This is a genomic window from Streptococcus sp. F0442, assembly GCF_000314795.2.
Lineage (GTDB): Bacteria > Bacillota > Bacilli > Lactobacillales > Streptococcaceae > Streptococcus.
In genome coordinates this window covers 882,183-904,577 of record NZ_KB373314.1, presented here as the reverse complement: position 1 = coordinate 904,577, position 22,395 = coordinate 882,183, and the positions used below count along the sequence as shown (strand labels likewise).

Below are 22,395 nucleotides of genomic sequence, written 5' to 3'. Positions count from 1 at the left end.
AGGTCTTTCTCCTTAGAGAAGGCCTGCTTTATTTCTTTGCAAATGTCATTGTAGAGCATTGACTTAAAGATGGTTTAGTGATACCAGCTTAGATTAGGGGTATAGGAAATTTTTATAAGAAGTCCTAGTTTTTGCATTTAATCTTTGCTCTAAAGGCCTATTAAATCGATGTTATAGTTTTTGGCTATATCAAGATTCGTGTAAAAGCAATTATACAAGACTGCTATCTTCTGATATGATAGTCTCAATTAGAATTTTTGGAGGACACAACATGTCAACTACAATTATCGGTTTCCCTCGTTTGGGTGAATTCCGTGAATTAAAATTTACAACTGAAAAATACTTTAGAAATGAAATCACAGCTGCAGATTTGTTGGATGCTGCAAAAGAATTGCGTGCCAAACACTGGAATATTGTCAAAGAAAAAGGGATCACTGAAATCCCATCAAATGATTTTTCACATTATGACAACTTCCTAGATGCAGCCTTTCTTTTCAACGTGGTTCCTGAGTCTGTGCAAAACTTAGAATTGACAGATCTTGAACGCTACTTCGCTTTGGCGCGTGGCTACCAAGGTGAAAAAGGGGATGTGCGTGCTCTTCCAATGAAGAAATGGTTTAACACGAACTACCACTATATCGTTCCAAAATTTGAAAAAACAACAGAAGTTAAATTGGCTGGTCACAAGATTTTTGATGAGTACCAAGAAGCCAAAGAATTGGGTCTTGACACTCGCCCAGTTGTGGTTGGACCCTTCACTTTCCTTCAATTATCAGACTTTGAAGAAGGCGTGAAAGCAGAAGACTTCGTCGATAGCTTAGTGGCTGCTTACCAAGATGTTTTTGCTAAATTGGCTGAACTTGGTGCGACTCGTATTCAATTGGATGAAGCAGCTCTTGTTAAAGATTTGACAGCTGAAGAAAAAGCGCTCTTCTTGAACCTTTACAACAAGCTCTTGGCTGACAAGAAAGGTCTTGAGGTCTTGATTCAAACTTACTTCGGTGATGTTCGTGACATCTACGCTGACCTTGTGAACTTGCCAGTAGATGCGATTGGTTTGGACTTCGTTGAAGGTAAGAAGACTCTTGAACTCGTTAAAGGTGGCTTCCCAGCTGACAAGACGCTTTATGCAGGGATTGTCAACGGTAAGAATATCTGGCGCAACAACTACGAAGCAAGCTTGGAAATCTTGAAACAAGTGCCAGCTGAAAACCTTGTTTTGACAACTTCTTGCTCACTACTTCATGTGCCATTTACAACTGCTAACGAAGACTTTGAGCCAGCTATCTTAAACCACTTTGCCTTTGCAGTTGAAAAATTGGAAGAACTTCGTGACTTGGATGCTATCCGCAACGGCCAAGGAGAACAAGCTCTTGCTGCCAACAAAGAACTCTTTGCGACGGAACGTGTTGGTGAAAATGTGGAACTTCGTGCTCGTATTGCAGGATTGACTGACGCAGACTACACTCGTTTGCCAGCCTTTGCTGAACGTGAAGCTATCCAAGAAGATGCCTTCAAACTTCCAGCTCTTCCAACAACAACCATCGGATCCTTCCCTCAAACGAAGGAAGTTCGCGCTAAACGTTTGGCCTTCCGTAAGGGTGAATTGACTCAAGAAGAATACGATGCATTCCTTGCTGAAACCATCGACGAATGGATTAAATGGCAAGAAGAAGTTGGATTTGACGTGCTTGTACACGGTGAATTCGAGCGGAACGACATGGTTGAGTACTTCGGTCAAAACTTGTCAGGTTACCTCTTCTCTAAAAACGGTTGGGTACAATCATACGGTATGCGTGGGGTGAAACCGCCAATTATCTGGGGTGATGTCACTCGTCTCAACCCAATCACTGTGAAATGGTCTAGCTACGCACAAAGCCGTACGAACAAACCTGTTAAAGGGATGTTGACTGGACCTGTGACCATCCTTAACTGGTCATTCCCACGTGAAGACATCTCTATTAAGGATTCAACTCTTCAAATCGCTCTTGCCATCAAGGAGGAAGTTCTTGACCTTGAAGCAGCAGGCGTGAAAATCATCCAAATCGACGAGGCTGCTCTTCGTGAGAAATTGCCACTCCGTCGTAGCGACTGGTATGAAGATTACCTTGACTGGGCTATTCCAGCCTTCCGTTTGGTACACTCAACAGTTGCGCCAGATACACAGATCCACACACACATGTGTTACTCAGAATTTACAGATATCATCCCAGCCATCGATAACATGGATGCGGACGTGATCTCATTTGAAGCGAGCCGTTCAAACCTTGAAATCTTGGACGAACTCAAAGCTCAAAACTTCCAGACAGAAGTGGGTCCTGGAGTTTACGATATCCACTCTCCTCGTGTGCCTAACGAAGGCGAAATCGACCACACCATCGAAGCCATCCTTGCTAAAGTACCAAGCAAAAAAGTATGGATCAACCCTGACTGTGGTTTGAAAACACGTGGTATCAAAGAAACGAGAGAAAGCTTGATCCGTCTTGTAGAAGCGGCAAAAGCTGCTCGTAAAGCGCTATAAGGCAAGCAGAACTTCCTAAGCTTGCTCGATAGCAAAGAAAGAATTGCTCAATCAAGAAAGGAATACATTTGATGACTAAGCAAACACCGTCGCTCTCCTTTGAGGTTTTCCCTCCAAATCCTGAAGTAGGCAATGCCAAGCTCTTACGTGCCTTGGAAAATATGCAGGAATTAGCTCCTCACTTTATCAGTGTGACAGCTAGCAATAATAAATACAATATCAAAGAGACGACGGTTGCTTTAGCCAATCATATTCAGAATGAATTGTCTATTCCGACCATTGCCCACTTACCTGCCATCTATCTAAGCAAGGAAAAAGTAGCAGATACCCTTCATGAATTAGATCAAGTAGGGGTTCATCGGATCTTGGCCCTTCGTGGTGATATTATTCCTGGTATTGAGCCTTTAAAAGACTTTCGTTATGCAACGGACTTAATTGAATTCATTAAAACAGAAGCTCCTCACTTTGATGTGATCGGTGCTTGTTACCCAGAAGGTCACCCGGATTCACCTAGTCAAATTTCAGACATTCAAAACCTTAAAAAGAAGGTAGATGCTGGATGCTCGAGCTTGGTGACGCAGCTTTTCTTTGATAATGAACGCTTCTATGATTTCCAAGATAAGTGTACCTTGGCAGGGATCGATGTACCTATTCATGCAGGGGTGATGCCAATTCTTAACAGAAATCAGGCCCTTCGCTTGTTGAAGACTTGTGAAAATGTTCATATCCCACGGAAGTTCAAAGCCATCCTGGATAAGTATGAACATGATCCAGAATCCCTTCGTGCGGCTGGTTTGGCCTATGCGGTGGATCAAATCGTTGATTTGGTCACACAAGATGTTGCCGGTGTCCATCTCTACACCATGAACAATGAAGATGTAGCCTATCATGTCCACCATGCAACAAAAGCCTTATTTGAACACCAACCAAAGTTGGAAGTGATTTAATCAACAGTCTAAGTAGGAATTGTAGAGATTGAGAAAAATTTTTCTCAGTCTCTTTTTTCTTGGGCCAATCGCTTGCTAAAAGGCAACTTTTTTTTTATAGTATTAATATGAAGATTTTGGAGGCGCTTGCAATGAAGAGAGAACTCACGTTGAAGTTATTTGGACCCCCTAAGGTTATTTTTAATCAGAAAGATATTCGTTTTTCCTTCTCGAAGATGGAGGCTTTATTCTATTACTTAGCTGTAATGGGGGAGGTCAATCGTGATGAAATAGCCGGTATTCTTTGGGGAGATAAAGAAAACCAAGTAGCTCGAAAAAATTTACGGAATACAGTTTATCAAGCCAATAAAATCTTTGAAGGAGATGTTATCGTCTCTCCGACTAGGAGCAGTTTGGCTCTTAATCCTGATTTGAGACTTTCTTTGGATGTTCAGCTCTTTGAAAGGGATCCAATAGGAAATTTAGAGCTTTACCAGGGAGAGTTTCTAGAAGGTTTCTATGTAAAGGATGATGAAGATTTTGATCAATGGGCTTCTCGAAAAAAGAGCACGTATAAGCAACTCTATATCGAAAGCTGTTATCAAAAGATTGACAAAGAGGGGTTGGGAGACCCTGGTATAGAGTCCTTACTCCACCATTTAGTAGAGCTGGATGAATTTGAAGAAAAAAACTATCAGCTCTTGATGGAGTATTATAGGATTCACCATCAGCTAGGAAAATTTTTTGAGACCTATTACAAGTTGGTCGATTTATTGGATCGTGAACTCAGTGTTCGCCCTAGTCGAGCTGTAGAAGAACTCTATCATTCTGTTTTGGAAGCCAAACGTACCCATAAACAGAGCAATCGGGTGAATATTCGAGAACTTCCCTTTTTTGGTCGCAAGCAAGAACTGTCCCAACTAGAAGAATACCTCTCACTGGTAGAGACAGGAAAAGCTGTGGGGCCCTTCCTTGTGATGGGGCAATCTGGAACAGGCAAAAAACGTTTATTGCGTCAGTTGGTCTTGATGACCAATCGGAATTTTGGTTTTGTCAAGGTCGAAGGCAGAGCGGGGAGTTCTCAGGAAGCAGGAAGTAGCTGGAGTGGTCTCATACAAGCTCTAGAGAAATTAAGCGGAGATCCAGCAAGCTCTTTATTAGGAGGGGAGAGTGATCTCGTATCTGTACGGGAGCAACTTCAAAGGCTCAGCCAAGAAAAACCTCTCCTGCTTCTTTTTGAAAATGCCCAGTGGATCGATGCGGTTTCATTGGAAAAAGTGAAGCAATTAGAGGAAAGTAGAGGACAAGAAAAATGGCAAGTAATTTTTACAGCTGAGGGGCCATTGTCAGATTTCTTGGTCAAGTTCTTAGGAGGCTTGAAAGTTGAGAGACGGTTGTCCCAGCTAGAATTGACCAATTTTAATCCGGAGGAAAGTCGGTCACTCTTGCAAGATCAATTGGGGCAGATAGAACCAGCTCTTATCGAGCAGATGATGGAGTGGAGCGAAGGCAGTCCCTTCTTGTTGTCTAGCTATATAGAAGAATGGAAAGAGAAGGAAAGTTTAGAGCCCTTGCCTGATATCATTCAGGCCTATCTATTTCAAGAATTGGGTGATATGAGCAGTGAGGAAGAAGCGCTTCTTCACTACTTGTCTTGTTTTCATAAGCCCATTTCTATATCTATCTTGGCTGATTTGACGGCTACCGATCTTTCTGCCTTGACAGAACTATTAGAGCCTTTATCTGAAAGAGCCATTATCTCAATAGTAGAAGATGGTGAGGATCTTTTGGTTCATTTTCGCAAGCAATTAGTAGCCATGTACTTTTACCAGCTCCTCTCACCTGCCAGACGGCGTCTTTTTCACCAACAAATTGCTCAAAAACTAGAAGAAACTCTAGAAGATTCGACGGATCTTCTCTTCTATAAGGAAATTGCTTACCAATACAAGCAGTCCCAAAATCACTTGCGTTCCTTGTCTTTTGAGTTGACCTACTTGGAAGAAATCCTCCAGCTGGAGCATGAACTGTTTCCAATTTACTCCAAGGGAGATGAGGGGCTTGTATCGGACGGTAAAAATAGCCATTTAGATATTTTGGCGGAGTTGACCCGCCTACATCATGAACTAGAGGAGCTTTTCTCTAGACACCAAAGAGATAGAGAATACAAATATTTACAACTACGCTATTTGTATCTGGAAGGACGCTATTTTATTCGAATCGGTGAGTACCAAAAGGGCATCCATGATATTCAAAAGGTCATCTCCTATGCAAGGGAGCTCAAACGACTGGACTTTCTCTTGGAAGGCTATCGCCAAATCATTTATTATTGCATTCAAACAGAAAATATTTCTGAAATGGCCTATTATACGGATCTGGCTTTAGAAGATGCTATCCAAGCCAATAACCATGAAGCCATTGCGATTCAGTTGCGCTTGAAAGGCTTGTACCATCTGATGGTCGGTGATGAAGAACAGGCTACACGTCATCTTTATCGCTCCATTGATTGCTTTAGTTTAACCAATAGCATGCAGGCTAAATATGCTATTCAAATTGCGGCTTCTTTGGCTTACTTGGCTGAAATAGAGCAAATTAGAGGTCATTTCCAAGTAGCCGTCACCCACTTAGAAGAGGTCTTGCGTTTGGTGGGAGATCAAGCAGTTGATTCTGTCCGTGTCGTATTTGATATTGATCTGGGAATCGCCTATTACTGGAAGGGAGATCTCGTCCAAGCTCGCCTCTATTTTGACCGAGCACAGAAAATTTTGTCCAGTGTTCGCTTCCCTTGGAAGGAAGACTTGCTAGAATTTTATCAATCCTTAATCGCCTGTCATCAGGGAGAAGACGGGAAAGTGGCGGATTACCTAGCTCGAAAAGAACTGAACATGAACCAATCTGCCAATTCAAGGGATAAGGGAATGGTCCATTATCTCCTAGCTCTCTTGACAGATCAGAAGGAAAAAGGAAGACAACTGGATCCTGTCCTGAGCACCTTCTTAAAAGAAGATAAGAACTACTACAAGAAGCTAGCAGAGCAACACTTGAATCCATACAGGGACCAGCAATTTCTTAAGAAATTAAGAGAGATCTAGGGTATTTTCTCAAAAATACTGAGACAGGAATGCCCTTCTCTTACTTAGGGATTTTTGTAGCGGCAGGTCAGGAAGAAAGAAAAAGGCATAGAAAGACCGTAAAGATAGGTTATTCTATGCCTTTTATGTGTGTAGAAATGTTTCTAGTTCAATGTTTGTTGCGCTAAGATTTGGGTCAGGTAAAAGATGAAGGTCGCAGCAAGGTTTGAAGTGTGGTTATCAATATCATGTGGAGGCGAAACTTCCACGATATCAAAGCCAATCAGTTTCCCACTGGCTGCAATATGTTGGATCAGCATAAGGGCCAGTTTAGGATCGACACCCAATGATTGAATAGCACTGACACCAGGAGCAGAACCGACCGCAAAGCAGTCCATATCGATGGAGAGGTAGACGGCTGTTTGATGTTCTAAGAATCGATCGATATGTTCTAGAATGGCTGGGTGGCTCATTTGGAAGAGATCTTGACCCGTTAAGAAATCAATGCTTGGTGTTTTAGCGACGTAATTAAAGAGAAAGAGATTGTTATTGTGCTCTTGGATTCCAAGGATGAGGTAAGGGAAGTCATGCCCTTTATCTTTTGCGTGATCGGCCATTTGACGAAAACCTGTTCCGGAGTTGGGACCAGTTTGGTCATATGGGCGCAAGTCAAAATGGGCGTCCAGATTGATCACAGCTAGTTGTTCATCCTTTTTTAGGCTCGATTGGATCCCTAGGTAGTGTCCATAAGCAGTTCCGTGACCGCCTCCTAGAACAATGGGCTGGATGCCTAATTGGTACATGCGCTGGATAGCTAGTGAAAGACTTTCTTGGAGTTCTCCTAGCGAATGATTGGGACCGTCAATATTCCCAACATCATAAACTGTAACATTAGTCCCCCAGTGCCATGGAAGCTTGGCAATTTGAGAACGAATAGCTGTTGGGCCCTCGACAGCTCCTACACGTCCATTGTTGATATAGACGCCTTTATCACTTTTAAAGCCGATAATCCCAAAGGTCGTACCCTCAAATGGAGTGAGGGACTCATCATTTAGGTCTAGAAATTTTGTGACCATGCCCCATTTGGCAGTGTAGGGATTATCCTCGATACTACCTTGGTAATAGCTATAGGTCATTGGATAGTAGTTTGTAAGCAAGGTCGTTGCCTCCCTTATATTTTTTGAAAGCATTCAGAGGCTGAGAAAATCGCCAGCCTCTGTTTTTTCTATATCTTTACTGTATCAGTATTGAATGCTTAAGTCAACTGCTTTTTCGATAGTTGCTAAGAATTCTTCACTTTCGACAACAGCAGATGCCTTATTGAGTTCTTCAAAGATTTCGATGTCTTTGTCAAATTCAATGAAGGAAACCTTGTTGCGGATCAGGTCATAGGCAGGTTTTGTACCTTTACCAAGTTCATGATTTTCTGGTTTGAGATCCAAGGCTTGGCAGGCTGCCATGATTTCAGTAGCAACGATGCGACGTGAATTCTTAAGAATTTCAGCCGCTTTACGAGCTGCTGTTGTTCCCATGCTGACGAAGTCTTCTTGGTTTTCACAAGAAGGGATAGAATCGACGCTAGCTGGGTGAGACAAGATTTTGTTTTCAGATGCAAGGGATGCACACGCATACTGCGTAATCATGAAGCCTGAGTTGAGTCCAGGGTGTTTAACCAAGAAGGATGGTAATTTACTAAGCTGGCTGTTGACCAAGCGTTCCACCCGACGTTCAGATACGTTTCCGATTTCAGAAAGAGCGATCCCTAGGAAGTCAAATGGTTGTGCCATTGGTTCACCGTGGAAGTTCCCGCCGGAGATGACGTGGCCTTCTTTAGTAATAATTGGGTTATCTGTCACAGAGTTGATTTCGATTTCAACTTTTTCTTTTACATAAGCAATAGAATCCTTGCTAGCTCCATGGATTTGAGGGATACAACGGAGTGTGTAAGGGTCTTGTACCCGTTGTTGGGTTGCTACCGTTGTGTTCTTGCTTCCTTCAAGGAGGTTGCGGATATTGCGAGCGGTTGCCAATTGTCCACTTTGAGGACGGATGGTATGAAGGTCTTCTTCAAATGGACTTGTAATACCATTGTGGACTTCCATTGAAAGAGCACCGGCAATATCAGACAGTTTAAGCAATTGAATACCGTCGTAGGTTGCAAGAGCTCCGATACCTGTTAGAACGGTTGTACCATTGATTAAGGCAAGCCCTTCTTTGGCAGCCAATTGGATCTTTTCAATACCAGCTTGGTCGAGAGCTTCTTGACCGCTTAAGAGTTGCCCTTTGTAGTAGGCCTGTCCAAGTCCCAACATTGGTAAAACCATGTGAGAAAGAGGAGCTAGGTCACCAGAAGCACCGAGAGATCCTTTTTCTGGAATATAAGGAGTCACCCCTTTGTTGAGCAATTCCAACAGTTTTTCAACAGTTGACAGACGAATACCAGAATAGCCCTTCAAGAGCGAGTTGATCCGGATCAGCATGATGGCACGAACGGCGTCTTCTGGAAGTGGATCACCGAAACCAGATGAATGAGTTCGGATCAAGTTTTCTTGAAGTTGAACAGTATCTTCTGGAGAGATGCTGACATTACAGAGGGAACCAAAGCCAGTGGTAACACCATAGACCACTCGTTTTTCACGTACGATGTCGTCGACGATCTTACGAGATGCAACGACAGCTTCTTTTGCTTGTTCGTCAAGCTCACATTGGGCACCGTGGCGAGCGACGGCGATGACTTCTTCGAGTGTTAAGCTATTACCATCTAAATGAATCAATTGAGTCATATAAAACCTCCGATTATGAGTAGTTGTTCTGTAGAAGTAGGTTTGTGTACTTCAATTTGAATACCAAACATGGGCCCATTGTCTATCCAGCTTATAGGGATCTAAAGGAGGCTTAGAGAAAAGAGCTCATGTTTGATATTCGTGAAAGCATAGATGGGCTGGGGAGTAGAACCTAAGCCTACTCCCGCCAGAGTTCCCATCTAATGTGTAAATAGAATTGGTGAGGACTGTTTTATTTTTTAGCTAGTTTGTCACCGTGGAAAACAAAGTAAAGTCCACTAGCGATTACTAGACCGATAGCTCCCCATACAAAGTTCATTAGATTATCCCCTGCAATCATCAAGATACTGATGACAACAGCCAAAATTGGGATAACTGGACCGAATGGCACTCGGAAGGTAACCTTTTTCTCTGGGTACATTTTTCTGAGTTTGAGCGCTGCCAAAGCAGTCGGAATATATTGGAAGAAACGGAAAACAACACTGAAAGTTGCTAAGGATTCGAAAGATCCAGATAACAAGAGTAAGAATGCAAAGAAACCGGAAATGATAATGGCAATGACAGGAGCATTCTTGGAGTTTGTTTTTCCAAGTTCTGCTGGCAAGAGTTTTTCGTCTGCTAGGGCAGCACCGAAACGAGGAACCATAATGGATTCACCGATGTTGAGACCGGCGATTGAAATGAGAGCACCATAGGAGACAAGAGGGGCACCGATAGGGCCAATCATTTTAACAAATGCGTCTTGTACTGGTGCCTCGGTTCCCATAATGCCTCCACCAAGCATAGCGATTGTTCCAGCGATGATCAACATGTAGAGAACTGAGACGATACTGATGGATCCCAAGATAGCACGAGGAACGTTCTTTTCAGGGTTACGCATTTCCCCTGCAACGATGGACATGGTTTCGAATCCGATAAATCCATAGAAGATGTAAACAGCGGTACTAGAAATAGCACTAAAGAGAGTTGATCCGCTTTCCAATTGAAGGAAAGGTGTGAAGTTGCCCTTGCTTACTCCACCAGGAATAAAGAAGATGGCGAAGAGTGAGAAGAGGACAATTGGGATTAATTTTGCAACAGTAGCTGTCAGTGTGAACATTTTCGATGTTTTCAGACCGGCGATGTTCATAAGACTCAAGAGAACCAACATAACGATACTAATCTGTAGGTTGTAGCCTTCGAATGCTGGGAAGGTAATGATGAAGATCTTAGCAAAACCAGCTAGCATAGCAGCCCAAGCGATAACGGTAACGGCCCATCCGAGGATCCCGACGTTAAAGCCGACAAAGTCTCCGAAAGCTGCTTTGGAGTATTGCATGGCTCCACCGTTTTTATCGAAGTAGCCAGCCGTTTCAGCCAGACAGGCTGATAGTAGCATGACAAGAATAGCTACTCCAAACATAACAGCTAGGGAAGCTGGTCCTAAACCGGCATAAATTTTTTGTGGCAAGAGGAAGATACCAGACCCGATCACGGCATTGATACCGTATAGAGTGGCACCGCTAAAGCTGAATTTGGCTTTTTCCTGTTCCTCAATCGACTGTTTATGTGCTCCGTTCATAATGTCTCTCCTTTTTGAACATTATTTAAGTACAGTCCAGATAGCAATCGGTTGCTCCCCAGACTGAAGGGGTGAAAACGTGATTGTCATCTCTTGAAGAGGAGATGCTTGTTCGATAACCAGGAGCTCGTGAGTTTGGAGGGTTTGAGATTGTCCTGTTTCCCATTGGAGTGTGAGAGGACAGAGAGCGTATATAAATTGATAGCGACTCTGACTCGTGGCACTTTCATATGGGGATATAGCACTCATATGCCCCTGATAGGAAGGTTTGTAGATCAGATTAAAATCTTGGCAGGTCCCTTGGCTAGATACAGGATCTCCCCCGTCAAAGAAGTAGCTTTGAAATGGATTCAAGACCACTTCTTTGTGTTGATGGGTGAGTCGAATGGAGTCATTCAAGGGCATTAAGATTCGGTGGAAGCCAGTGAGATCGCTAAAATCACTTGTTTCAACCTCTACCGTTGCAGTAGAGAGTCGGAAATCAAAGGTTCGATCCTGATAACTTCCCTCTTTTGGAGAGAGGAAGAGTTGGGTGGTTTGGCCACCGGACCAAGTAGATATCTGATAATCTGAAGGGGTAAGATGAAGGATAGTCACCATTGGACGTCCTCTTTCTTAAAAGAGACCAGTGATATTGCCTTGGGCATCGATATCAATCTTTTCACTGGCTGGAACTTTTGGTAGGCCAGGCATGGTCATGATCGTTCCGGTGAGAGCTACGATAAAGCCAGCTCCGGCTGCTACCTTAAGGTTACTGATTTTGACAGTGAAATCTGTCGGTGCTCCAATCTTCTTGGCATCATCGGAGAAGGAGTATTGCGTTTTGGCCATACAGATTGGGTAGTTTGAGAAACCAAGTGCTTCCAATTCTTTTAGTTCGCGTTTGGCCGCCGGTGTTAAGCTAATGCCTTTACCACCATAAACTTTTGTGACAATCTTGGTCAATTTTGTTTCAATGCTGTCTTCTTCGTCATAGACATAAGAGAAGTGGTTTTCTTCTTGAGCTAGTTGAATGACTTTTTCAGCTAGGTCGCGTCCACCAGCTCCACCATTTGCCCAGACATCTGAAATAACAACATCTACATCGCGTTTCTTACATGATTCGTATACGGCTTCAAGTTCCGCTTCTGTATCCAGTGGGAATTTGTTAATGGCAACCACTACAGGTAGCCCGTAGACTTCTTGGATGTTGGCCAAGTGTTTGTCGAGGTTTGGCAGACCATCGATAACAGCTTGGACATTTTCAGTAGCCAAGTCCGCTTTGGCAACTCCACCATGCATCTTGAGAGCACGGATGGTTGCGACGAGGACTACGGCAGAAGGTTTGAGTCCGGCAATGCGGCACTTGATGTCAATGAATTTTTCAGCACCTAAGTCTGCTCCAAAACCAGCTTCTGTCACAACATAGTCTGCATATTTGAGAGCTAGTTTAGTAGCCAGCACACTGTTACAGCCATGAGCGATATTGGCAAATGGACCACCGTGGATGATAGCAGGAGTATGCTCCAAGGTTTGCACTAAGTTTGGATGAATGGCATCTTTAAGGACAGCTGCCATAGCACCACCAGCTTTGAGGTCTTTAGCCGTCACGGGTTGGCCTTGGTAGTTGTAACCGATAATGATGCGATCGAGGCGTTCTTTGAGGTCAAGGATGTTTTCTGAGAGACAGAGAATAGCCATGATTTCAGAAGCCACTGTGATGTCGAAACCATCTTCACGAGGAACTCCGTTTGTTTTTCCTTGAAGGCCATCGACAATATGGCGGAGTTGACGGTCGTTCATGTCGACTACTCGTTTCCAAGTGATGCGACGAGAATCAATGCCTAACTCATTGCCGTGGTGAATATGATTGTCAATTAAGGCTGCGAGCAGGTTGTTGGCAATCCCAATGGCATGGAAGTCCCCTGTAAAGTGAAGGTTGATGTCTTCCATTGGAACAACTTGAGCGTAACCACCACCAGCAGCACCACCCTTGATCCCAAAGACAGGGCCAAGAGATGGTTCGCGGAGGGCAATGACGGCTTTCTCACCGATAGCAGAGAGGGCGTCCACTAACCCAACAGAGGTTGTTGTCTTTCCTTCTCCAGCAGGTGTCGGAGAGATGGCTGTCACAAGAATCAGTTTTCCATCTTCCTTATCTTTCAATTGTTCCAATTGGTTGCCATCAATTTTTGCCTTATATTTTCCGTAGAGAGAAATATCCTCTTCAGTTAATCCTAATTCGGCAGCGATTTCGGTGATGGGTTTCATTTGGACAGAATTGGCGATTTCAATATCCGATAAAACCATAGAATCCCTTCTTTCTTTGTAGGTATTGAAGTTATAAAGTTGATTGGTAGGCTTAAGATAGACTTTCTAAAATAGTTTGGTAAATGCTATCTGCAAGCTCAGAACCTGTTTGGAGAAGTTCGAGACCCTTGCCGTGGTATTCTTGGACAAAGTCTTGGTCCTTGATGCCTGAAATATTGATCAGGACATTGAGCCAAGCCCCTTGAAGCCCAGCTTTAAGGTTGAGAGCAGCCACCCCTAGGTCACTTGCCGCATTGGTGTTGGACTTGCCAACAGCTTCTTTGGTGGTTTCAAGAGCCTCAACGATGAGTTCCATCATAGAGAAAGGAGAAACAGTCGCATGTTTTAAAGCTTTTTGCATGGCTTCGCGACGAGCGGCTTTCTCTTCTTCGGTTTCTTTTGGAAGATCAAAGACAGCTGATACCACGTTGAAAGCTTCTGTATCCTTGTCAATAGCTTCTAGTAATTGGTCTTGGAGTTGGGCACTTTTTTCGTGAACCCCTTTGATGTGGTCTTCAAATTCAGCGTATTTTTTCTTACCAATGGTCAGTTCGCAGACCATTTTTGTAAGGGAAATCCCATTTGCAGCGGATAGGGCAGCAGCAGAACCACCACCTGGAGCTGGAGCATCTGAACCAAGAACCTTGGCAAACTCTGTAATACTTAAGTCAACTAGTTTCATAGAACTCCCTTTCTAACCCAACAAGTGATTTTCCAAGACTTGTTTGCTATAGTCAAAGTCTTCTAATTGCAAGTAGTACTCAGCAGAGTCGATCAAAGCCTTAGCTGGAGCAAGTCCAATGAGTTCTGTTCCGATGATTCGAACACCATAGCGTTGTGCTTCGAAACGAACGGTTTCAACGACGCGATACAATGGGAATTTTTCCAAGTTGACCATGTTGATAGAAACTTGGGCAATGTTGCGAGCTTCTAGCATAACACCAATCGCTTTACAGTATTTGTATCCACCGCTGGATCCGCGAATGATTTTAGAAATATTATTGGCAATTTCTAGATCATCTGTGTCAAGGTTGACATTGAAGGCAACGAGTGGCATACGGACACCGACAGCAGTAACCCCTGCAGTTGGGTGAATCTTGCGTTCACCGTAGTCTGGTTTCCAGTCTTCTTCCAACAATTTTTCTGGCATTCCTTCGAATTGGCCTTTACGAACTTTAGCGAGGTTGGTGCGTTCTGGACGGGTTGCGGCATCTTCATAGAGGAAGATTGGAATACCCAATTCACGATTGATGCGTTCCGCCACTTTATTAGCGATTTCGACACATTCATCTGTTGTGATATCTTTGACTGGAACGAATGGACAAACGTCTGTTGCTCCCATACGAGGGTGTTCGCCTTCGTGTTTGGTCATATCGATGTTTTCAGATGCGTATTTTACCAATTGGAAAGCCGCTTCTTGAATGGTTTCTTCATCCCCAACGAGTGTAAAGACGCTGCGGTTGTGGCTAGCATCAGACGAGTAGTCTAATAATGTAACACCTGGAATGCTTTTTGCAGTAGCGACTAATCCGTCGATTACAGCTTGATTGCGTCCTTCAGAGAAGTTTGGAATACACTCAACAATTTTTGCCATATGATTACCTCTTTTTATAGGAGAAGTGGGGAAGGAGGGCAATGTAATCTCCTCCCCTTTCTCAATTTTTATTTTTTTGAATTAAAACAATTTTTGAACCGCATCTTTGACCAAATCTTCGTCTGCAAGATAAGGAATAGTGATGTGGTCTGTTCCTGCATGGAGACGGTTGTATTCGATCGCTGTTTCAATAGCATGATCGTTCCGTGCCCAGTTCCGACGAGCAACCCCTCCCATGGTATCCCATGAAATAGCAGATTTGATAATTTCGTCGATTCGGTGACTACCGTCTAGAACGAGACCGAATCCTCCGTTGATAGCTTTACCGATACCAGTACCACCACCATTGTGGAGAGCAACAAGACTCATACCGCGAGCAGCGTTACCAGCGTAACATTGAACCGCCATATCGCAAGTAACGTTCGATCCATCTTTGATATTGGATGTTTCACGGAATGGAGCATCTGTACCAGATACGTCATGGTGGTCACGTCCAATCATGACAGGTCCAATCTTGCCTTGGCGAATGAGTTCATTGAATTTCAAAGCAATGTTAACACGGCCCATACAATCTTGATAGAGGATACGAGCTTCTGTACCCACCACCAATTGGTTCTTTTCAGCATCGCGAATCCAGTTGTAGTTATCGCGGTCTTGGTAACGACGAGTTGGATCGATCGCTTCCATAGCTGCATGGTCGGTTGCAATCAAGTCTTCATGTTTACCGCTGAGGCAGACCCAACGGAATGGACCGTAACCATAGTCAAAGAGCATAGGTCCCATGATATCTTCTACATAAGATGGCCAAATGAATCCGTCTTTGTCATCGAGACCATTCTTAGAAATTTCCTTGATGCCTGAGTCATAAACAGATTTCATGAAGGCATTACCATAGTCGAAGAAGTAGGTACCTTTAGCAGTCAAATCTTTAATCACTGCGAAGTGGCGAGCCAAGGTTTCATCGACGAGACGGTGGAAGGTTTCCTTGTCTTCTGCCAACAAGCGTGTCCGTTCTTCAAAGCTAATACCAGCTGGACAATAACCACCATCGTAAACGTTGTGGCAAGAGGTTTGGTCAGACAAGAGATGAACATGGACTTGGTGTTCATTGACATATTCAAGCAAGTCTACGATATTACCATGGTAGGCAATAGAAGTAGATTCGCCAGCTTCCAGTGCTGCTTGAGCCAATTTCACAGCTTCTTCGGCACTGTCGGTCACTTGACTAATCCAGCCTTGAGAGTGACGGGTTTCGATCCGAGAGCGGTCCACTTCTGCAACGATCGCAACAGCTTTTGCAATTTCAGCTGCTTTCCCTTGAGCGCCACTCATCCCACCGAGACCAGATGAAATAAAGAGTTTACCAGTTAAGTCACCATCGTCAGCAACGCCGAGTTTCAGACGACCAGCGTTGAGAAGGGTGTTAAAGGTACCGTGGACGATTCCTTGAGGACCAATGTACATCCAGCCACCAGCCGTCATTTGACCGTAGTTGGTAACGCCCATCTCTTCAGCGATTTCCCAGTCGTGCATGTTGTCATACTCACCGATCAAAAGACCATTGGTAATGATAACGCGAGGAGCTTCTGGTTTAGACTTGAAGAGGCCGAGTGGATGACCAGATTCAACGACCAAGGTTTGGTCTTCTGTCATCACTTCCAAGTATTTCTTGATCAAGTTGTATTGCATCCAGTTAGCACAGACAGAACCTGTTTCTCCGTAAGTAACCAATTCATATGGATAAAGAGCAATCTCAAAGCTCAAGTTGTTGTCAATCATGACCTGCATAGCTTTAGCAGCGGTGCAGTTTCCTTTATACTCATCAATTGGTTTTCCGTAGATGCGTTCTTTTGGACGGAAGCGGTAGCCGTAGATGCGACCACGAGTTTTTAGTTCTTCCAGGAATTCTGGGATCAACTCTTGATGGAATTTTTTAGGAATGTATCGCAGAGCATTTTTAAGGGCAATCTCTGTTTGAGCTTGCGTTAAGCGGAAGCCTCTATCTGGTGCACGACGAATACCTTCTTGAAAAGTTGCCTTTTCAGGTAGGACATCATAGTCAAGTTTGACAGACATAGCTGCTGCAATTTCTTTTTCGTCTATAAATGACATAGTGGAATCCTCCTTATAGCTGAACTATGAATTTATATTTTCTTTATTGTATCGAAGAAACGTCAATAAAGAGTCAAAAAAAAATATAATTTTTAATAAAGCAAAAAAAAGTGAGGGGTCAACTTTTTGACTTTTTTTTGACTCTTTTTTTTTAGAATTGTAAAATGAAATTATAACGGAAATAGAAAGGAATGTTTCGTATGTCTGCTGATATTCTATTAACCCACTTTAACCAGTTGTTTTGTCCAAAGGACCTCGGCCATCCTCTTTATGGGAAGGAGATGGCAGATGCCCAAATTCTTTCCGATGCTTATATCGCTATTAAAGATGGAAAGATCCTCGCAGTTGGAACAGGTCAACCAGATCCAGAACTGATCGATGACCATACGGAAGTAAAATCCTGTGAAGGAAAGGTCGCAACACCTGGTCTGATTGATTGCCATACCCACTTGGTCTATGGAGGCAGTCGTGAGCATGAGTTTGCTAAAAAGTTAGCGGGAGTTTCCTATTTAGACATCCTCGCTCAAGGCGGTGGAATTCTGAGCACTGTTCGGGCAACACGTGAAGCATCTTTTGACAATCTCTATGACAAGTCAAAACGACTGTTGGATTATATGTTGCGTCATGGGGTGACAACTGTTGAAGCCAAGAGTGGTTACGGTTTGGATTGGGAGACTGAAAAACGCCAATTAGATGTGGTAGCAGCCTTGGACCGTGACCATGACATCGATCTCGTGTCGACCTTTATGGCAGCTCACGCGATCCCAACAGAGTACAAGGGCCGTTCTAAAGAGTATTTAGATCTCATCATTGAGCAAATGCTTCCGAAGGTAAAAGAAGACAATCTGGCTGAGTTCTGCGACATCTTCTGTGAGAAAGGTGTCTTCACAGCAGATGAGTCTCGCTACCTTCTTTCGAAAGCCAAGGAAATGGGCTTCAAGTTACGGATTCATGCGGATGAGATTGAGTCCATTGGTGGTGTGGATGTAGCAGCTGAATTGGAGTCTACTAGTGCAGAACACTTGATGGTGATTACCGATGAAGGCATTCAAAAACTAGCAAAAGCCAAAGTCATCGGAAATCTTTTGCCGGCAACAACCTTTAGTCTGATGGAAGATACCTATGCACCGGCTCGTAAGATGTTGGATGCTGGTATGGCCATTACCCTAACAACTGATAGCAACCCAGGATCCTGTCCGACGGCCAATCTTCAGTTTGCCATGCACCTGGGCTGCTTCATGATGCGCCTAACTCCAGTGGAAATCCTCAATGCGGTGACCATCAATGCAGCCTATTCTGTAGATCGTGCCAAAACCATTGGATCTTTGGATATTGGAAAACAAGCAGATATCACGATTTATGATGCACCAAATCTAGATTATCTCTTCTATTTCTTTGCGACAAATCTGGTGACAGATGTTTACAAGAAAGGTCAAAAAGTCATTTAAACGGCCTCTATTTGATTAGGGACTTTGCTGGTTTGCAAGAATCAGCAAAGTCTTTTTTCTATCAGATTACCGCAGTGAATGGGAACACTTTATTGGAGAATAAAAATTTGACCTTCAAAGAATATTTTTCTTACTTTCTGATGTACAAAAAGAGAAATTCTTGATAGAATAGAGTAATATTGAATATTTTTTTCAATATCATCTGTTTGAACATGAAAACAGAGTATTTAAACGATTAATAAAATGAACAGGTTTTTTTAAAATAACCTGTCTAGAAATTGTGAGGAGACAAGATGACTGTCGATTATAACAGCAAAGCTTACTTGGATAAAGTAGACGCTTGGTGGCGTGCAGCCAACTACATTTCAGCTGCTCAAATGTACTTAAAAGATAATCCATTGTTGAAGCGTGAAGTTGTTGAACATGACTTAAAAGCTCACCCAATCGGACACTGGGGAACTGTACCAGGGCAAAACTTTATCTATGCTCACTTGAACCGTACCATCAACAAATATGACTTGGATATGTTCTACATCGAAGGTCCAGGTCACGGTGGACAAGTAATGGTATCCAACTCTTACTTAGATGGTTCTTATACTGAATTGAATCCAAACATCCCACAAAATGAAGAAGGCTTCAAACACCTATGTAAAATCTTCTCATTCCCAGGAGGAATCGCTTCTCACGCGGCGCCTGAAACACCAGGATCTATCCACGAAGGTGGAGAACTTGGATACGCTCTTTCTCACGCAGCTGGAGCTGTTTTGGATAATCCTGATGTGATTGCTGCAACCGTAATCGGTGATGGTGAAGGAGAAACTGGTCCATTGATGGCTGGTTGGTTGGCCAATACCTTCTTGAACCCAGTGAACGATGGTGCTGTTCTTCCAATCTTCTATCTCAACGGTGGGAAGATCCACAACCCAACGATCTTCGAACGCAAAACAGACGAAGAATTGGCCCTCTTCTTTGAAGGTCTTGGTTGGAAACCTATTTTTGCAGACGTAACGGCTATTTCTGATGATCACGAAGCGGCTCATGCTTTGTTTGCAGAAAAATTGGACGAAGCGATTGAAGAAATCAAGAAAGTCCAAGCAGAAGCTCGTAAAGGTTCTGCAGAAGAAGCAACTCAACCAGTATACCCTGTCTTAATTGCTCGTATTCCTAAAGGTTGGACTGGACCAAAAGCTTGGGAAGGAACACCAATCGAAGGTGGATTCCGTGCGCACCAAGTGCCAATCCCAGTAGATGCTCACCACATGGAGCATGTGGATGCTCTGCTTTCTTGGTTGGAATCATACCGTCCAGCTGAGTTGTTCGACGAAACTGGTAAATTACTTCCTGAGATTGCTGAAATCGCACCAAAAGGTGACCGTCGAATGGCTATGAACCCAATCACAAACGCAGGTGTCATCAAACCAATGGACACTGCTGATTGGAAGAAACATGCCTTCAAGATCGAAACACCAGGTGCTATCATGGCGCAAGATATGATCGAATTTGGTAAGTATGCAGCAGATCTTGTGGATGCGAACCCAGATAACTTCCGTATCTTTGGACCAGATGAAACCAAATCAAACCGTCTTCAAGAAGTCTTTACTCGTACAAGCCGTCAATGGTTAGGACGTATGAAACCAGACTACGATGAAGCTTTGAGCCCTGCTGGACGTGTGATTGACTCTCAATTGTCAGAACACCAAGCGGAAGGAATGCTTGAAGGATATGTCTTGACAGGTCGTCATGGATTCTTCGCATCTTACGAATCATTCCTTCGTGTCGTAGACTCTATGATTACTCAACACTTCAAATGGTTGCGTAAATCTAAGACTCACACGACATGGCGTAAAAACTACCCAGCCTTGAACTTGATTGCGACTTCAACTGTTTTCCAACAAGATCACAATGGCTACACTCACCAAGATCCAGGTATTTTGACTCACTTGGCAGAAAAAACTCCAGAATACATCCGTGAGTACTTGCCAGCAGATACCAATACATTGCTTGCAGTGATGGACCAAGCCTTCAAGGCAGAAGATGTGATCAACTTGATCGTTTCTTCTAAACACCCGCGTCCTCAATTCTACTCAGCAGCTGAAGCTGAAGAATTGGTTCGTGAAGGATACAAGGTGATCGATTGGGCATCAACTGTTTCAGCAGATGAAGAGCCAGATCTTGTTATTGCAGCAGCAGGTACAGAGCCAAACTTAGAGGCACTTGCAGCCGTAACGATTCTTCACAAAGCCTTCCCAGAATTGAAGATCCGCTTTGTTAACGTTGTAGACATCTTGAAATTGCGTCACCCATCCGTCGACGCGCGTGGACTTTCAGATGAAGAGTTCGACAAGGTCTTCACCGCTGACAAACCTGTGATCTTTGCTTTCCATGGTTACGAAGGCATGATCCGTGACATCTTCTTCAACCGTTACAATCACAACTTGCGTGTGCATGGTTACCGTGAAAACGGAGATATCACAACACCATTCGATATGCGTGTCATGTCTGAGTTGGACCGCTTCCACTTGGCACAAGATGCTGCTAATGCAGCTCTTGGAGAAGCAGCAAGCGAATTTGCAGCTCAAATGGATGAAACAATAGCCTTCCACAATGCCTATATCCGTGAAAATGGAGATGACATTCCAGAAGTTCAAAACTGGAAATGGGAAAACGTAAATAAATGATAGAAAGAGCCGGAGCAATCCGGCTTTTTTGTCTTATTTAGACCGTCTTTTACATTTCCACTTGCTTTTTTTGAAACAGTTAAGCGCTGTTTCATCAGTTTGTGGAAGTCTTCTATCCACAGAAGGTGAAATCACCTTGTGGATTGCATTGATGATGCTAGCGGTAAAAGAATTTGATATTTTTTTAAAAATATTTGATTAGCCCATCAGTAGCTAGGTGAATGATTTCCTAAAATAAAAAAGAACGCTGGAAAGTGGGATTGCTTGAGAAAGAAAATTACAAACGAATTCCAGTTTCTACAGTCAACCTGTTTTTATATCTTGGTTGACCATTAAGGGGTTGTTTGGTATAATAGGTTAACCATATTTAAAAACGAGGTTAACTAAAAAATGAAACAACATCATACTTTTTCAATTGTTCTTCCAGCTTTCGGAGCTGCTATTATTGCCACATTGGCTCAAATAGTTATCCCCATTGGTGCTGTTCCCATCACATTACAGACCTTTGCTGTGGGGCTGGTGGCCGCTATTTTTAAACCAAGAGAAGCTGCATTAGCTGGACTCCTCTATCTTCTCTTAGGAGCTATTGGTTTACCAGTTTTTGCAGGTGGAGGAGGTGGCCTTCAATCCTTCGTTAAACCTTCTGTAGGCTATTTGCTCGCCTATCCACTTTTTGCATTTGTCACCTCTAAACTGACTCATGCTACAGCTCCTATTTGGAAAAATTTCTTAGCTTTTGTTTTAGGTGATGCTCTTGTCTTTGTCGGAGGTATCATCAGTCTTCACTTCCTTGGCAATATGCCTTGGTCTGGTGCTATAGCTGTTGGTTTAGTGCCTTTTATCATTCCTGATCTTTTGAAAGGCCTTGTTGTCGCTTTGGTGATGAAACCCATTTTAAAATCTCTAAAAAATCATAGCTACTTCCAATAAAAAAAGATTGAAGGCTCTGTTCACACGAACAATGTCTTCAATCTTTTTATTTTGCAAAATAAATGTCATAGTGCTTTGAACAAGCTGGATTAAACCGACTGTGACAATGAGGGCAAGAGATAGACTTTTGATAGTTTTCAATAGTCATTTCATGTAGACAAACACCACAGATAACTACCTTATCCTGCCTTATGTGGCAAGGATAAGCTCGAAATCTATGATCCTCTATATGATCATGACATTGATAACAGGCATAATATTTTTGACAGTCATAGCATTTTAGAGCAACAATATCTAGTGGAGAATGATAGTGTTGGCACCTACTTTCCTTATCTACCAGGAGGCCATGAATTTGTGCTACTGGTAGACAAGGAGTAGAAGCAATTGTCTTGCCCAGGACATCAGGTTCCTGCTTTCTGAAAGTTTTTCTAGTGATTGTACTTTTACTATTTTCCATTAATCACATTATAGCACAAATGATTTGT

Annotated in this window: 15 protein-coding genes; 6 read left to right on the top strand and 9 right to left on the bottom strand. The window is 43.2% G+C overall.

Annotation, left to right across the window (positions count from 1 at the left end):
* Positions 1–271: 271 nt before the first annotated feature.
* From metE to HMPREF9186_RS04435, 3 genes are all read left to right on the top strand, one after another.
* Positions 272–2,521: a 5-methyltetrahydropteroyltriglutamate--homocysteine S-methyltransferase gene (gene metE / locus HMPREF9186_RS04445; RefSeq protein ID WP_009731615.1), complete on the top strand. Its 2,250-nt coding sequence runs from the start codon at positions 272–274 to the stop codon at positions 2,519–2,521.
* Between the two features lie 71 nt (positions 2,522–2,592).
* Complete coding sequence (gene metF / locus HMPREF9186_RS04440; RefSeq protein ID WP_009731614.1) at positions 2,593–3,468, top strand: methylenetetrahydrofolate reductase [NAD(P)H]; 876 nt, start codon at positions 2,593–2,595, stop codon at positions 3,466–3,468.
* Between the two features lie 131 nt (positions 3,469–3,599).
* Positions 3,600–6,536, top strand: coding sequence for an AAA family ATPase (locus HMPREF9186_RS04435; RefSeq protein ID WP_009731613.1), 2,937 nt, complete (start codon positions 3,600–3,602; stop codon positions 6,534–6,536).
* A gap of 143 nt (positions 6,537–6,679) precedes the next feature.
* On the opposite strand, the gene hutG is transcribed toward HMPREF9186_RS04435, so the two are convergent.
* The 8 genes from hutG to HMPREF9186_RS04395 all read right to left on the bottom strand — a co-directional run bounded on the left by hutG (position 6,680) and on the right by HMPREF9186_RS04395 (position 16,854).
* Complete coding sequence (hutG, locus tag HMPREF9186_RS04430; RefSeq protein WP_009731612.1) at positions 6,680–7,672, bottom strand: formimidoylglutamase; 993 nt, start codon at positions 7,670–7,672, stop codon at positions 6,680–6,682.
* Positions 7,673–7,756: 84 nt separating this feature from the next.
* Positions 7,757–9,298, bottom strand: coding sequence for a histidine ammonia-lyase (gene hutH, locus HMPREF9186_RS04425; protein WP_009731611.1), 1,542 nt, complete (start codon positions 9,296–9,298; stop codon positions 7,757–7,759).
* Between the two features lie 232 nt (positions 9,299–9,530).
* Positions 9,531–10,859 (bottom strand): APC family permease, encoded by a 1,329-nt coding sequence (locus HMPREF9186_RS04420; protein ID WP_009731610.1) that lies wholly within the window; start codon positions 10,857–10,859, stop codon positions 9,531–9,533.
* A 21-nt stretch (positions 10,860–10,880) separates the two neighbouring features.
* On the bottom strand, positions 10,881–11,459 hold the full coding sequence (locus HMPREF9186_RS04415) for a HutD/Ves family protein (protein ID WP_009731609.1): 579 nt from the start codon (positions 11,457–11,459) through the stop codon (positions 10,881–10,883).
* 15 nt (positions 11,460–11,474) lie between these two features.
* A complete protein-coding gene (locus HMPREF9186_RS04410) occupies positions 11,475–13,148 on the bottom strand; it encodes a formate--tetrahydrofolate ligase (RefSeq protein ID WP_009731608.1) in 1,674 nt (557 codons plus the stop codon).
* Between the two features lie 52 nt (positions 13,149–13,200).
* Positions 13,201–13,830, bottom strand: coding sequence for a cyclodeaminase/cyclohydrolase family protein (locus tag HMPREF9186_RS04405; RefSeq protein ID WP_009731607.1), 630 nt, complete (start codon positions 13,828–13,830; stop codon positions 13,201–13,203).
* A gap of 12 nt (positions 13,831–13,842) precedes the next feature.
* On the bottom strand, positions 13,843–14,742 hold the full coding sequence (ftcD, locus tag HMPREF9186_RS04400; RefSeq protein WP_009731606.1) for a glutamate formimidoyltransferase: 900 nt from the start codon (positions 14,740–14,742) through the stop codon (positions 13,843–13,845).
* Positions 14,743–14,823: 81 nt separating this feature from the next.
* Entirely contained in the window at positions 14,824–16,854 is a 2,031-nt protein-coding gene (locus HMPREF9186_RS04395) for a urocanate hydratase (protein WP_009731605.1), read from the bottom strand.
* A 200-nt stretch (positions 16,855–17,054) separates the two neighbouring features.
* Between HMPREF9186_RS04395 and hutI the strand changes: the two genes are divergently transcribed.
* The 3 genes from hutI to HMPREF9186_RS04380 all read left to right on the top strand — a co-directional run bounded on the left by hutI (position 17,055) and on the right by HMPREF9186_RS04380 (position 21,910).
* Entirely contained in the window at positions 17,055–18,302 is a 1,248-nt protein-coding gene (gene hutI, locus HMPREF9186_RS04390; RefSeq protein ID WP_009731604.1) for an imidazolonepropionase, read from the top strand.
* 293 nt (positions 18,303–18,595) lie between these two features.
* Entirely contained in the window at positions 18,596–20,980 is a 2,385-nt protein-coding gene (locus HMPREF9186_RS04385; protein WP_009731603.1) for a phosphoketolase family protein, read from the top strand.
* Positions 20,981–21,370: 390 nt separating this feature from the next.
* Positions 21,371–21,910 (top strand): biotin transporter BioY, encoded by a 540-nt coding sequence (locus HMPREF9186_RS04380; RefSeq protein ID WP_009731602.1) that lies wholly within the window; start codon positions 21,371–21,373, stop codon positions 21,908–21,910.
* A 46-nt stretch (positions 21,911–21,956) separates the two neighbouring features.
* Here the strand turns inward: HMPREF9186_RS04380 and HMPREF9186_RS11090 are convergent, their stop codons facing one another.
* Entirely contained in the window at positions 21,957–22,295 is a 339-nt protein-coding gene (locus HMPREF9186_RS11090) for a CHY zinc finger protein (RefSeq protein WP_232198434.1), read from the bottom strand.
* Positions 22,296–22,395: the final 100 nt, after the last annotated feature.

Excerpts from the sequence above, each read along its gene's own strand:
- HMPREF9186_RS04415 (WP_009731609.1), bottom strand. The coding sequence starts at position 11,459 with ATGGTGACTATCCTTCATCTTACCCCTTCAGATTATCAGATATCTACT.
- hutH (WP_009731611.1), bottom strand. The coding sequence starts at position 9,298 with ATGACTCAATTGATTCATTTAGATGGTAATAGCTTAACACTCGAAGAA.
- HMPREF9186_RS04385 (WP_009731603.1), top strand. The coding sequence starts at position 18,596 with ATGACTGTCGATTATAACAGCAAAGCTTACTTGGATAAAGTAGACGCT.
- ftcD (WP_009731606.1), bottom strand. The coding sequence starts at position 14,742 with ATGGCAAAAATTGTTGAGTGTATTCCAAACTTCTCTGAAGGACGCAAT.
- metE (WP_009731615.1), top strand. The coding sequence starts at position 272 with ATGTCAACTACAATTATCGGTTTCCCTCGTTTGGGTGAATTCCGTGAA.
- metF (WP_009731614.1), top strand. The coding sequence starts at position 2,593 with ATGACTAAGCAAACACCGTCGCTCTCCTTTGAGGTTTTCCCTCCAAAT.
- HMPREF9186_RS04395 (WP_009731605.1), bottom strand. The coding sequence starts at position 16,854 with ATGTCATTTATAGACGAAAAAGAAATTGCAGCAGCTATGTCTGTCAAA.
- HMPREF9186_RS04405 (WP_009731607.1), bottom strand. The coding sequence starts at position 13,830 with ATGAAACTAGTTGACTTAAGTATTACAGAGTTTGCCAAGGTTCTTGGT.
- hutI (WP_009731604.1), top strand. The coding sequence starts at position 17,055 with ATGTCTGCTGATATTCTATTAACCCACTTTAACCAGTTGTTTTGTCCA.
- HMPREF9186_RS04435 (WP_009731613.1), top strand. The coding sequence starts at position 3,600 with ATGAAGAGAGAACTCACGTTGAAGTTATTTGGACCCCCTAAGGTTATT.
- HMPREF9186_RS04420 (WP_009731610.1), bottom strand. The coding sequence starts at position 10,859 with ATGAACGGAGCACATAAACAGTCGATTGAGGAACAGGAAAAAGCCAAA.
- HMPREF9186_RS04410 (WP_009731608.1), bottom strand. The coding sequence starts at position 13,148 with ATGGTTTTATCGGATATTGAAATCGCCAATTCTGTCCAAATGAAACCC.
- HMPREF9186_RS04380 (WP_009731602.1), top strand. The coding sequence starts at position 21,371 with ATGAAACAACATCATACTTTTTCAATTGTTCTTCCAGCTTTCGGAGCT.